Raw genomic sequence first — 12,095 nt, 5'->3', positions numbered from 1 at the left:
GATCGTCGGGGTGTGCAACGGCCTCGGGACCGCCAGGATTCCGGCCGGCGGGTGCAGCCGGTCACCACACAATACCCCAAACCGGACATACCGCCCAGGCGAGGCGATCGGGCGGGGTGATCGACTCGGGATCGCCGAACTCGGGGTATCCGGGACCGATCAATACCGCGACATCGGCGAACTCGAGTCGATCACGACCCCGATGACCCGCTGCGGTAGAGGGTGCCCCGGCCACTGGGATCGGGCACACCCGACGCCGGAACTCCGGACGCGTCGCCGGTTGCTTCCGAGTCGGGCTCGCCGCGGCGGGCGCGGCGCACCCGCGAGCCGACGAACCAGGCGACAGCCGCGACGCACGCGACGATCACGACGTTCTGGAGTGTGCCGACGTAGCCCTCGACGAGGTGCCAGTTGTCGCCGAGCAGGTAGCCGGCGAGCACGAAGGTCGTGTTCCAGATCAGGCTGCCCATCGTCGTGTAGAGCAGGAAGGTCCGCACCGGCATCCGCTCCACCCCGGCCGGAATGGAGATCAGGCTCCGGAAGATCGGGATCATCCGGCCGAAGAACACCGCCTTCACGCCGTGCCGCAGGAACCACGCCTCGGTCCGGTCCACGTCGCTGAGCTTCACCAGGGGCAGTCGGGCGACGATGGCGCGCATCCGGTCGCGACCGAGGGAGGCGCCGATCAGGTAGAGCGCCAGCGCGCCCAGCACCGAACCCAGGGTGGTCCAGAAGATCGCGCCGGCCAGGCTGATCCGACCCTGCGCGGCCACGAAGCCGGCCAACGGCAGGATGACCTCGCTGGGGATCGGCGGAAACAGGTTCTCCAGCGCCACCGCCAGACCCGCGCCCGGCCCGCCGAGTCGCTCCACCAGATCACTGACGTAGCCGACGATCCCGCCCTGCGGCGGTTCGGCCGCGGCGGCGGGGGTTCCGGTGGCGAGGACGGCGTGCGACGTTCGAATCATGTCCCCACGCTACGAACCGATCCTGAGAATCGACCATGAGGCGGACCATCCGACGCCGCGGGTCGCCCCCACCGGCGGGGGTGCGGAAAGCCGCACCCCTCTACGGCTCGCGGTGGCGCAGCCGCCGTGCGTACCCCTGGATGTCGCGGAGAACGCGCGGGCGCACGCCGACGCGGTCCGCGCGGCGCGCGCCCGGGTGGTGGTCTTCCCGGAGCTGTCCCTGACGGGGTACGAGTTGCGGGGGCCGATCGTGCCGGTGGACGACCCGAGGCTGACGCCACTTGTCGACGCGTGCGCCGAGGCGGGCACGCTGGCGCTGGCCGGCGCGCCGGTGGTCGGTGACCACATCGGGGTGCTGGCGGTGTCCGGCGACGGGGTGCGGGTGGCGTACCGGAAGATGTGGCTCGGCGGCGTGGAGCCGCAGCGGTACCGGCCGGGCGGCACACCGGGTGTGCTCGATGTGGACGGGTGGCGGATCGGTCTGGCCGTCTGCAAGGACACCGGCGTCGCCGCGCACGCGGAGGCGACGGCGGCGCTGGGGATCGACGTGTACGCGGCGGGCGTGCTGGAGTCGGCCCGGGACGCCGCCGTGCCGGACGAGCGGGCGCGCCGGATCGTCGCGACGCACGGGGTCTGGGTGGCGGTGGCGAGCTTCGCCGGGTCGACCGGCGGCGGCTACACGGAGGCTGCCGGCCGCTCGGCCATCTGGACGTCGCGGGGTGACGTGGCAGTCCGGGTCGGCACGACGCCGGGCGAGTGGGCGGCAACGTCAATCCACTGAGGACGTCGCCATGTCCTGTCGTACCCGTGCGGCAGGATCGGGCGATGAGCGCGATCCCTCCTCGACTGTCCGTGGTCACACTGGGCGCCCGCGACCCGGGCCGGCTGCGATCCTTCTACCGGTCCCTGGGCTGGCCGGAGCTGCCCGCCAGCGACGACGGCTGGTCGGCGTTCCTGCTCGGTGGCGTTCTGCTCGCCCTCTACCCGCTGCCCGAGTTGGCGGCCGAGGCGGCACCGGATGTCCCCGATCCGGCCGGTGGCTGGTCCGGCGTGACGCTGGCCTGCAACGTCGATCAGCGTGCGGAGGTCGACGCGGCCTTCGCGGCGGCCGTCGCGGCGGGGGCGACGGTCGTGGCGGCGCCCACCGACCGTTCGTGGGGTGGCCGCTCGGCGTACATCGCCGACCCGGAGGGCAACCGGTGGGAGATCGCCTGGGCGGGTACGGCCGTGTTCGACGAACGCGGCGCGCTCGTCTCGTTCGGCGGGTGAGGCGTGCCGTGGTTGCTCCCGGGCAAGGCTCTTGACATGCTTCGGTCCATGACCATCTTTCCGCCGGCCTTCGCCGACGACGTCGTCGACCAGCCAGCTCAGGCGCAGGTCGAGACCTTCATCGACGAGCATCGCCGCGCGCTCAACGAGGCCCTGGACGGGCTGACCGAGGAGCAGGCACGACGCTCGCTGGTGCCGTCGCGGACGACACTGCTGGGTCTGGTGAAGCACGCGGCCTTCGTGGAGAAGGTCTGGTTCGACGAGGCGATCACGTGTCGGTCGCGTGCCGAGATCGGTATCCCGGCGACGCCGGACGAGTCGTTCATCCTCGACGACGGCGACACCATCGCCACCGTTCAGCAGGCTCACCGCGAGGCGTGCGAGGCGTCGCGCCGCGCGACGGCGTCGCTGGGTCTGGACGACGTGGTGCGCGGCAACCGGCGTGGGCCGCTGCCACTGCGCTGGGTGTACCTGCACGTCCTGCGGGAGCTGGCGCAGCACTGCGGGCACGCGGAAATCCTGCGCGAGCAGATCCTCAGCGAGCAGCGCTAGGGCCCGTTTCGGCGGTGTCCCCGAAGCGGCGCAGGGTCCAACGGGCCGGCGGCCAGCCGCCGGTGTCGTGGTCGGTGACCCACTCGCTGATCGACGCCGGGGGCACCTCCAGGTCGAACGCCCGGAAGATGGGCTGAGCGGCGAGCGCGTGGAAGGCGCCCTCCACGGTCTCGCTGTGGCCGACCAGCACCACGGTGCCGCCCCGGTGCCGGTGCGCGATCTCCATGACGGCGCGGCTGACGCGGACGACCAGTTCGGCCCAGCTCTCGTTGCCGTCCTCGAACGGGCGGAACACTCCCCCGCCGGGCACCGCGTGCTCGGTGCGGAAGCGCGCGACCGGCAGCCCGTCGGCGTACGGCGGGGTGTGCCACGTGCAGAGGCCGCAGTCGGCCAGGGGCCGGACGCCGAACGTCGCGGCGATGGGCTGCGCGGTCTCGACGGCGCGGCGCAGCACGGACGAGTACACCGCCACCGGCCCCTCGACGGCGTAGTCGTCGACGAGTCGCTGGGCCAGCCGGTGTGCCTGGTCGTGGCCGAGCGACGTGAGTCCGCGGCACCCGTGCGGGCCGCCCACGATCCCGTCGACCTGGTGGACCGACTCACCGTGACGCACGAAGATCAGCCGTGTTCGCATCGGCCCATCATGCCAGCGACCTTCGCGGATGGATCAGCCGTCCGGACGGACGGCGGCGTCAGTCGGCGTCCAGGACCTCGCGTAGCCGCGCGGCGAACTCCGCGGGCTTGCCCGCGTACCCGTGCTCGCCACCGAGGAAGCCGCCGTGGTGACTCGGGAACACCACGGCCTCCCGGCCGAGCAGCGCCGCCGTGCCGTGGGCCGTACGCGCGGTGTAGGTGCCCGTCGACTCCGCGCCGACCGCGATCACGATCCGGGTCGACGCCGCGGTGAGAACGCCCGCGTCGGGGCGGTAGTCGGTGATCGCCCACGAGTTCGTCGACAGCAGCGGGTCGTCGCGGCTGCCGTCGTCCTCGGTCGACAGGCCGAACATGGCGGGGTCGGGCGCGGGCTGGGCGAAGTAGGCGTCGGTGAACTCACCCTGCCACGACGTCATCGCGATGAACGCGGCCATGCCGGCCCCGGGGCCCTTCGCCTGGTACGCCTCGTTGAAGGCGTTCCGAGCGCGCTCGGCTGCCGCGGCGTCGGGAAGAACCGCGTTGATCGGCGGCTCGTGCGCCACCAGCGTGCGGACGTCGGCGGGGTGGGTCGCGACGAGTTCGAGCGCGGTCACCGCGCCGCCGCTGCTGGCGAACACGTCCACCGGACCGGCGGCGAGGGCTTCGAGGAGCAGGTGCAGATCGGCGGCCTGTTGCTGAGGTGTGTGGTCGGAGCGGCCGTCGCTGCGGGTGCTGCGGCCGAGGCCGCGCGGGTCGTACGTGACGACGGTCCGGTCCGTGAAGTGCGGGGCGAGCGCATCGAAGCCCTCCGCCGTCATCGGCTGGCCGATCATGAGCAACACGCGACGCCCGCCGGCCGGAGGCAGTGGACCGCGGACGTCGTAGACCAGGTCAACGCCGGGTAGGGCGAGGTGGTGCGTCTGCGCCGTCGTCATGCCGGTGAGACTACTCAGTCGTTGGCGCGATCCACGGGTAGCTCACGGGTCTGGGCCAGCAGCGCGTCGAGCTGGACGGCGGTCTGCCGGGGCAGCCGACCACGGTCCACCAGTTCGGAGATGGTGTCCCGCAGGTCGGCGATGCGCCGCTCGCGGTCCCGGGTCCGTCGGTTCACGTCGGCGAGGTCGTCGCGCAGGTCCTCGGCGGTTCGGCGGTCGACGTCGCCGCGGGCCACCGCCACGGCGAGCACCTGCGCGAACTCATCGCTGACCTGGCGGAAGCTGACCGGCACCTGCTGCCCCACGGTCGACGGCGCGGCGCTGCTGGGGCGGGGCGACGGGGACGCCGACGTCGCCGGCTTCGGTGACTGGGTGCGAGGTGGGGGTGCCGTGGTGGAGGGCGACGTCGGAGCGGCCACCGGCCCGGGGCCGGACGTGTCGGGTGCGCCGAGACCCTGGGTGAGCAGCGCGCCGAGGCCGACCAGCACGGCGAGCCCGGCCGCGAGGGCGAGCGCCAGGGGCCGGCGCGAACGGCGTCGGACCGGCGCGGACACGACCGCCGCGGGCCGGACGGCCGAGCGGTCGATCAGGGTGGGCGGGTGGGCCGCCGGGACGATCCGGAGCAGCTCGGTGGGTGGCTCGACCGGCTGGCCGGCACCGAACCGGCGGGCGAGCTGTGCGGCGCTGGGCCGCCGGGCCGGGTCGGCGGCGAGGCAGGCGAGGGTCAGCTCGGCGATGTCGGCGGGTAGGCCGGGCACACGCAGCGGCGGCACCGGTGTGCCGCGCCGGTGTACCTCGATGGCGTCCTCCCAGCTCTGTACGGGCAGGGGCGCCTCGCCGGTGAGCATGCGGTAGAGCAGCGCCCCGAGGGCGTACACGTCGCTGGCCGGGTCCGGTGGACCGGCGGCGAGGCGCTCCGGGGCGAAGTACGCGGGTGTGCCCATCACCGGCTCGCCGGACTGGCTGTCGAGCCCACCGAGCGCGGCGATGCCGAAGTCGAGCACCTTGGCGCCGGTGTCGGTGAGCATGACGTTGCCGGGCTTCACGTCGCGGTGCACCACCCCGATGCGGTGCGCGGCGGCCAGCGCGGCGGCGATGTGCCCGGCCACCCGCACGGCCTCCGGCCAGGGCAGCGGGCCGGAGCGCAGCCGGTCGGCCAGGTTGTGGCCCTCGACCAGCTCCATCACCAGGTACGGGACGACGACGCCACCGGCCAGGGTCGCCTCGGCGTAGTCGTACACCTGGGTGACGTGCGGGTGGGTCAGCCGGGCGGCCGCGCGGGCCTCGCGCTGGATGGTGGCCCGAAGCTGCGGGTCGGCGGCGAGCTGGCCGGCGAGCACCTTGATCGCCACCGGCCGGCCGAGCACCTCGTCGTCGGCCCGCCACACCTCGGACATGCCGCCGAGCCCGATCCGCTCGTGCAGGACGTAGCGGTCGTGGAGGCGGAGGGTGGGCGTGAAGGGTGACATGGCCAGACCAGTCTGCCCGGCGAGCGCCCCTTCGACCACCCTGCGTGCCCGGACCGGCACTGTTCGTCCCCGGAGTGCCGGAATGGGGTGGCGATCAGGAGCAGCGGGGCACCGGTCGGGGCTGGATCCGGTCGGCGAGCCGGCGCAGGGCGACGGCGGTCACCTGCCGGGTCGGGGCGAACAGCGGCCGGCGGGCGCGCTCGGCCTGGACCGGGGCGTCCGGTCGGGCCGAGTTGACGTGCCGGTTCATGGCGTCGAGGGCGGTGACGTATCCGGTGGGGAATTCCATGGTCAACTCCTCAGGTGAGAGGTCCGGTGGACGTCCGGACGACGAGTTCGGTGGGCAGGAGCACGTGGCCGGCGGCAGCGTCCGCGGGCGGATCGAGCAGCAGTTCGGCGGCGATCCGGCCCTTCTCCTGCGCCGGCTGCCGGACGGTGGTGAGGCCGGCCGCCGCCGCCTCGGGGACGTCGTCGAACCCGGTCACCGAGACCGGTGGGTGCTTGCCGCCCGGTCGCCGGGCCAGGGCGTCGAGCACGCCGAGGGCGAGCACGTCGGAGCCGGCCAGCACGGCGGTGGGCGGCTCGGGCCGATCGAACAGCCCGGCGACGGCGGCCGCCGCGGCGTGCCCACTGTTGCCGGGAGCGTTGAGCAGTGTCAGCTCCGACCAGGCGACGCCGACCTCGGCGAACGCGTCGGCGAAGCCGGCGAGCCGGCCGCGGGTCGTCGGATGCGGGGCCCGGTCGAACCCGGACAGGGTCACCGGGCCGGCGGGCGCGTCGGGCAGGACGGAGTCCACGAGCAGGGCGACGCGGCGGTGACCGAGACCGGCCACGTGTGCGGCGGCGCCGCGCGCGGCGGCCCGCTCGTCGATGCCGACGAACCGCTCGTCGGCGGCGGCGTCGTCGCGTACGGCAGTGCTGACGTATGGCAGGCCGCGCGCCCGGATGACGTCCAGCGCCCACTCCTCGTCGGCCACGCAGTACACGCAGAAGCCGTCGACGGCGGCGTTCTCCACGGCCCGCCGGGCATCGGCCTGCGCCTGCGGCAGGGGTACGAGCAGCATGCTGGTGCCGTGTCGCTCGGTCGCGGCGCCCACCCCGGCGAGGAAGCGGACGGCGAAGGGGTCGGTGAAGGCGTACGACAACTGTGAGGTGAACAGCACCCCGATCGAGCCGACGAAGCCACGGCGCAGGGAGCGGGCGGTCGGGTTGGGGCCCGGGTAGCCGAGCTGGCGGGCGGCGTCGAGGATCCGCTCACGCAGGGCGGAGGAGAGCTGGTCGGGGCGACTGTAGGCATTGGACACGGTGCTGCGGGAGACACCGACGGCGTCCGCCACGGCTTGCAGTGTCGGCTTCACTCGACGCCCCTCTGTATCGATTCAGACTGGATCGATACAGAGACTAGCCCGGCACGTCGGCAGCGGTCAATACGAACGAACCCGCACGGGCCCCGAGCAGGGCACCGCTACTGCGGGTAGACCTCTTCCAGCAACCGGCCCAGGATCTCCGGCGTACGCTCCGGCGGCTCCGCCTCGACGCAGAGACGTTCCATGGCCACGGCGTAGTAGTCGAGGTCGTCGCGCTTGTCCAGGTACAGGGCGCTGGTCAACTGTTCGATGTAGACGATGTCGGGCAGCTCCTGGTCACCGAAGCGCAGGATGGTGAAGGCGCCACCGGCCGCCGCGTGACCACCTGCGGCGAAGGGGATGACCTGAAGTCGGACGGTGGGCGACTTGGTCGCCTCGATGAGCGCGGTGAGCTGGTCCCGCATCACCTCGGCACCGCCGATCGGCCGGCGCAACGCGGCCTCGTCCACCACGGCCCAGAGCAGCGGTGGCTTGTCCCGGAGGAGCAGTTGCTGGCGCTGCATCCGCAGATCCACCCGGCGGTCGATCTCGGCGACGCCGGCGCCGCCGTGCCCGAGCAGCACCACCGCCCGGGCGTACTCCCTGGTCTGCAACAGGCCGGGGACGAACTGCACCTCGTAGCTGCGGATCAGCGCCGCCGCCGCCTCCAGGCCCAGGTACGACTGGAACCAACTCGGCAGCACATCGCCGTAACGGTGCCACCAACCGGGACTGTTCGCGTCCCGCGCGAGCTTGAGCAGCGCCGCGCGCTCCCCCTCGTCGCTGACGCCGTACAGGGTGAGCAGGTCGGAGACGTCCCGTTCCTTGAAGCCGACCCGGCCCAACTCCATCCGGCTGATCTTCGACTCCGAGGAGCGGATCTCCCACCCGGCGCCCTCCCGGGTCACCCCGCTGGACTCCCGCAGCCGACGTAGCTGGGCGCCGAGCAGCATGCGCAGCACGGTCGGCCCGGTTGTCGGGCCGCCCTCGGCGGGGACCATCGTCACGTGCGGACCTCCGGATACCGACGACGCGGCCGGGCACCGAGCCCGACCGACGTGTAAGCATGCCATGGACCGACAGTGAGGTGAACTCCTCCGGACCGGCGATTCAGTCCCATCGCTGGGACCGTCCCGTGCGGCCGGTCAGTTGATCAGATGATCGAAGTCCCCGTCCCGGGCGCCGAGCACGAAGGCGGCGATCTCGTCCACTGTGTAGATGAGCGCCGGCCCCTCCGGATGACGCGAGTTGCGGAGCGCGATGCCGGCGCCCCCGGGCAGTTCGGCGAGTTCGACACAGTTGCCGCTCGGGTTGCTGCGGCGACTCTTCTGCCAGCTCAGAGGGGGCAACTGAGGGATCGGAACGCCATTGGGTGGCTGCTGCATGAGAGGCGTCTTTCTGCTCACGAGCCCGCCGGTGCCCGTGGGAGGAGCGGTGACGCGGCGAGGGTGCGGTATCGAGGTCGGGCCGTTCTGCACGTGCATCTGCTATTGCATCTGCACCGGATGGCGAGCATGATAACGCACGTGATCGGTGCTTATCCGTTCACTTTGCGTTACCCCGAGCGGGGTGACGACCAGGGAAAACTGGCCCCGACGCGGCACCGCGCCGCGCAGACCCAAGGCTGGAGGCGGTCGCGGCGATGGGAGGTCTCCTGCCCGATCCGATGAGCGTCGCCTCCGGCATCTGTGCCGCCGGGGCCCTGCTCTCCTCATGGCAACTGCGGCGCCGCGCCGTGCGGGCCGAGGCCGAGATCGAGCACCTCCAGGCCGAACTGGCCGCCGAACGGCACGCCGCCAGCCACGACCCGCTCACCGGGCTGCCCAATCGCCGCGCCTTCTACCGTCTCGCGGCCGCCCTGCTCACCAACGCCGACGGCCAGCCGCTGATCGCCATCGTGCTCGACCTCGACGACTTCAAGCAGATCAACGACCGGTACGGGCACGCCGCCGGCGACCAGGTGCTGATCAGCGTCGCGGAACGACTGGCCGGGTTCGCGGGCGACAACCTCGTCGCCCGCCTCGGCGGCGACGAGTTCGCGGGTCTGCTCGCCAGCCCGACCGTCGACCGACGCTGGATCGAGCACGCCACCCGACGCCTCAGCGAGACCGTCGCCGCGCCGATCCGCCTGAGCGGGTGCAGCGTCCGGGTCACCGCGTCGGTGGGGCTGGCCCCGGTGACCGGCCCGGCCCAGCTCACCGACGCGCTCAGCCGCGCCGACGCGGCCATGTACCAGGCGAAGAGCCTCTCCGGCCCGCGGGCGCCGCGCCAACTCGTCGACAGCGTCCTCTTCGCGGAGTAGCGGCTCAGGTGGCGCTCGCGCCGAACCACCGGCGCAGATGGCCTACCAGGTCGGCCTGGTCGTCACCGACCCACGCCACGTGGCCGTCCGGACGCAGCAGCACACCGGGTACGTCGAGCCCGTCAGCGACGTCGACGACGTGGTCGACCCGGTCCGCCCATCCGGCGGCCGAGAGGCGACCGGTCGCGTCGAGCAGCAGCCCGCGACCGGTTCGCAGCAGTTCGTAGAGCCGTCCCCGGGTCAGCGGCACGTCCCGCAGGTGCCGACCGAGCAGGTCGTGGCCCGCGCCGAAGTCGTACCGGACGCCGATCCCGGTCACCTTCTCGATCAGGTACCGGTTCACGTCCTCGAAGTCCAACAACTCCGACAACAGATGGCGCACCGCCTGGGGTCCCGGGTCCGGCGACAGCAGGAGCATCTGCGCGCGGGTGTTGACGAGGACGTCGGCGGCAACCGGGTGCCGCTCGGCGTGGTAGCTGTCCAGCAGCCCGTCCGGCGCCCAGCCGTTGACCTCGGCGGCCAGTTTCCAACCGAGGTTGACGGCATCCTGGATACCGAGGTTGAGGCCCTGCCCGCCGGTCGGTGGGTGGATATGGGCGGCGTCGCCGGCCAGCAGCACCCGGCCGACCCGGTAACGCTCGGCCAACCGGGTGGCGTCGCCGAAACGGGAGAGCCAACGCGGCGAGTGCACGCCGAAGTCGGTGCCCGCGTACACCCGCAGTTGCTGCCGGAACTCCTCGATGGTCGGCGGGACCGAGCGGTCCTCGGCAACGCCCTCGGCCGGCACGAGGACCCGGTACACGCCGTCTCCGAGTGGCCCGAGGCCGAAGCGGAGGTGCGTCCTGCGCACTTCGGTCACCACGTCGGCGACCGTCTGCGCAGGTACGCCCACCTCCATCTCGCCCAGCAGCGAGTCGACCCGGCTGGGTTCACCGGGGAAGCCGACGCCGAGCAGCCGGCGGACCGTGCTCCGGCCGCCGTCGCAGCCGACGACGAAGCGCGCGCGCAACCGCGTCCCGTCGGCCAGCTCCACCGTCACGCCGTCGTCGTCCTGGCTCAGTCCGACCACCTCGCTGCCGCGCCGGACCTCGACGCCGACCTCGACGGCGTGCTCCGCCAACAGGCGGTCCGTCATGGTCTGCGGGATGCCGAGGACGTACGCGTGGGCGCTGTCAAGGCCGCTCGGCGGCGGCTTGGGGATCGCCGCGAAGTAGCCGCCGAGCGGATGCCGCGTACCCAGGGCGAGGAAGCGCTCCAGCAGACCGCGCTGGTCCATGATCTCGATGCTGCGGGCGTGCAGACCGAGGGAACGGACGAAGCGGGTCGGCTCGACGTCTCTCTCCAGCACGACGACGCGTACGTCGTGCAGCCGCAACTCAGCGGCGAGCATGAGGCCGGTCGGTCCACCGCCGGCAATGATCACATCGATCACGAGATCCCCCGAATTTGCCACGTTTGGGCTTCGGGTGGAGATTCTGCGGCACCACCCGGGTCTTGCCGCAAGACCCCGGGTGCGCTATATGTTAGAAGTGGCAGGGAGCACGATCTCCCTGCCGTTTCGCGTTTCCGGGCCGCTCAGCTTTGCGGACCGCTCAGCTTTACCGGCCGCTCAGCGTTGCCGCCGCTCAGCTTTGCCGGCCACTCAGCGCCGTTCCGCCACGTCGCGCAGCGCGGTGTCGGCGAGGGTCACCAGGCCGACGGGCGACACGAGCCCATGGACGATCCGGGCGGCCGTCGCCCGATCGTCGAGGCTCGCGGTCGGATCCCACGCCTGGCGGGTCCAGTCGCTGAGGTCGTCGAGCGCGCGTACCGCGAGGAACCAGGCCAGCCGCACCGCGTCGATGTCGACGACGCCGTACCCGGCGAGCACGGCCTTCTCCTGTTCGGCAGTGATCGGCGCGAAGGCGAGCACCCCACCCACCACGAACATCAGGTCACACTCGCGCGGCGCAAGCACGGCGTCGTCCCAGTCGATCAACCAGACCTGACCGTCCGGGCCGAGCAGCAGGTTGCCGAGGTGGGGATCGCCGTGGCAGACCACCGCCGGCCCCGACCGGTCGGCGGCGAGTCGTTCGACCCCACCGAGCACCGTGGACACCCGCTCGGCGTTCGCCGACCAGACGGCGGCCAGTTCGGCGACCAGCGGATCGCCGGAGTCGGCCCGGTCGCGGAGGCGTCCGGCCACGTCCCGGGTCGCGGCCACGATCGTGGGGTACGCGTCACCGCCGCCCGGCAGCAGCCGTTCCAGTTCACCGGTCACCGGGACCGCGTGCACCGCCGCCAGCAGTTCGCCGTAGGCACGCCAGTGCGCCTCGCTCATCGGGCCGTCCAGCGCCCGCAGGTCGGAGACCCACGGGACCACGGACAGGCGGTGTCCGTTCCGCTCGGCGTACAGACGTCCGTCACGGGTGCGGACCGGCGCCGCGACACCGGGCACGCCCCGCTCTGCCAGGTACGCGGTCACGATCAGGCCGGCCGGCGTACCACCACCGCTGACCTTGACGGCATAGCGCGCGCCGTCGTCCGTCGCACCCCGCCAGAGCCGAGCCCGCAGGTCAGCCCCGTGCACCACCTCATCCACAGTGGACAGCCGAATCCCGAACTCGGCCCAAACCCACCCC

14 protein-coding genes are annotated in these 12,095 nt (G+C 72.6%); 4 read left to right on the top strand and 10 right to left on the bottom strand.

What is annotated here, in order from left to right; all coding sequences use genetic code 11:
- Positions 1-191: 191 nt before the first annotated feature.
- Positions 192-968, bottom strand: coding sequence for a DedA family protein (locus ACTFTM_RS13985; protein WP_449566201.1), 777 nt, complete (start codon positions 966-968; stop codon positions 192-194).
- Between the two features lie 112 nt (positions 969-1,080).
- Here ACTFTM_RS13985 and ACTFTM_RS13980 point away from each other — a divergent pair, with 112 nt between their 5' ends.
- The 3 genes from ACTFTM_RS13980 to ACTFTM_RS13970 are packed head-to-tail and all read left to right on the top strand — an operon-like array spanning position 1,081 to position 2,789.
- Positions 1,081-1,749 carry a nitrilase-related carbon-nitrogen hydrolase gene (locus tag ACTFTM_RS13980; RefSeq protein WP_449566200.1) on the top strand — a complete coding sequence of 223 codons (669 nt, stop codon included), beginning with the start codon at positions 1,081-1,083 and terminating at the stop codon, positions 1,747-1,749.
- A 44-nt stretch (positions 1,750-1,793) separates the two neighbouring features.
- Positions 1,794-2,237: a VOC family protein gene (locus ACTFTM_RS13975; protein WP_449566199.1), complete on the top strand. Its 444-nt coding sequence runs from the start codon at positions 1,794-1,796 to the stop codon at positions 2,235-2,237.
- Between the two features lie 48 nt (positions 2,238-2,285).
- Positions 2,286-2,789, top strand: a complete 504-nt coding sequence (locus tag ACTFTM_RS13970) for a DinB family protein (protein ID WP_449566198.1) — start codon at positions 2,286-2,288, stop codon at positions 2,787-2,789.
- On the opposite strand, the gene ACTFTM_RS13965 is transcribed toward ACTFTM_RS13970, so the two are convergent.
- From ACTFTM_RS13965 to ACTFTM_RS13935, 7 genes are all read right to left on the bottom strand, one after another.
- The gene (locus ACTFTM_RS13965; protein ID WP_449566197.1) at positions 2,773-3,423 is read right to left on the bottom strand and encodes a histidine phosphatase family protein; all 651 of its coding nucleotides are present in this window, start codon (positions 3,421-3,423) and stop codon (positions 2,773-2,775) included. The two genes, ACTFTM_RS13970 and ACTFTM_RS13965, sit on opposite strands and share 17 nt — an antisense overlap.
- Positions 3,424-3,481: 58 nt before the next feature.
- Positions 3,482-4,357, bottom strand: a complete 876-nt coding sequence (locus tag ACTFTM_RS13960) for an alpha/beta fold hydrolase (RefSeq protein ID WP_449566196.1) — start codon at positions 4,355-4,357, stop codon at positions 3,482-3,484.
- 14 nt (positions 4,358-4,371) lie between these two features.
- A complete protein-coding gene (locus tag ACTFTM_RS13955; RefSeq protein WP_449566195.1) occupies positions 4,372-5,826 on the bottom strand; it encodes a protein kinase domain-containing protein in 1,455 nt (484 codons plus the stop codon).
- A 94-nt stretch (positions 5,827-5,920) separates the two neighbouring features.
- Positions 5,921-6,115 carry a hypothetical protein gene (locus ACTFTM_RS13950; RefSeq protein ID WP_449566194.1) on the bottom strand — a complete coding sequence of 65 codons (195 nt, stop codon included), beginning with the start codon at positions 6,113-6,115 and terminating at the stop codon, positions 5,921-5,923.
- 10 nt (positions 6,116-6,125) lie between these two features.
- Entirely contained in the window at positions 6,126-7,163 is a 1,038-nt protein-coding gene (locus ACTFTM_RS13945) for a LacI family DNA-binding transcriptional regulator (RefSeq protein ID WP_449566193.1), read from the bottom strand.
- Positions 7,164-7,291: 128 nt separating this feature from the next.
- A complete protein-coding gene (locus tag ACTFTM_RS13940) occupies positions 7,292-8,179 on the bottom strand; it encodes a helix-turn-helix domain-containing protein (protein WP_449566192.1) in 888 nt (295 codons plus the stop codon).
- 138 nt (positions 8,180-8,317) lie between these two features.
- Positions 8,318-8,557, bottom strand: coding sequence for a DUF397 domain-containing protein (locus tag ACTFTM_RS13935; RefSeq protein ID WP_449566191.1), 240 nt, complete (start codon positions 8,555-8,557; stop codon positions 8,318-8,320).
- Between the two features lie 269 nt (positions 8,558-8,826).
- Between ACTFTM_RS13935 and ACTFTM_RS13930 the strand changes: the two genes are divergently transcribed.
- Entirely contained in the window at positions 8,827-9,474 is a 648-nt protein-coding gene (locus ACTFTM_RS13930) for a GGDEF domain-containing protein (RefSeq protein WP_449566635.1), read from the top strand.
- 4 nt (positions 9,475-9,478) lie between these two features.
- On the opposite strand, the gene rox is transcribed toward ACTFTM_RS13930, so the two are convergent.
- Both rox and ACTFTM_RS13920 read right to left on the bottom strand, forming a co-directional pair.
- A complete protein-coding gene (gene rox / locus ACTFTM_RS13925; protein WP_449566190.1) occupies positions 9,479-10,906 on the bottom strand; it encodes a rifampin monooxygenase in 1,428 nt (475 codons plus the stop codon).
- 210 nt (positions 10,907-11,116) lie between these two features.
- Positions 11,117-12,046 (bottom strand): phosphotransferase enzyme family protein, encoded by a 930-nt coding sequence (locus tag ACTFTM_RS13920; RefSeq protein WP_449566189.1) that lies wholly within the window; start codon positions 12,044-12,046, stop codon positions 11,117-11,119.
- Positions 12,047-12,095: the final 49 nt, after the last annotated feature.

The organism is Micromonospora sp. RB23 (genome assembly GCF_053585025.1).
Note: the sequence above shows the minus strand (reverse complement) of the source record. Positions and strands in the feature narration are given on the sequence as shown.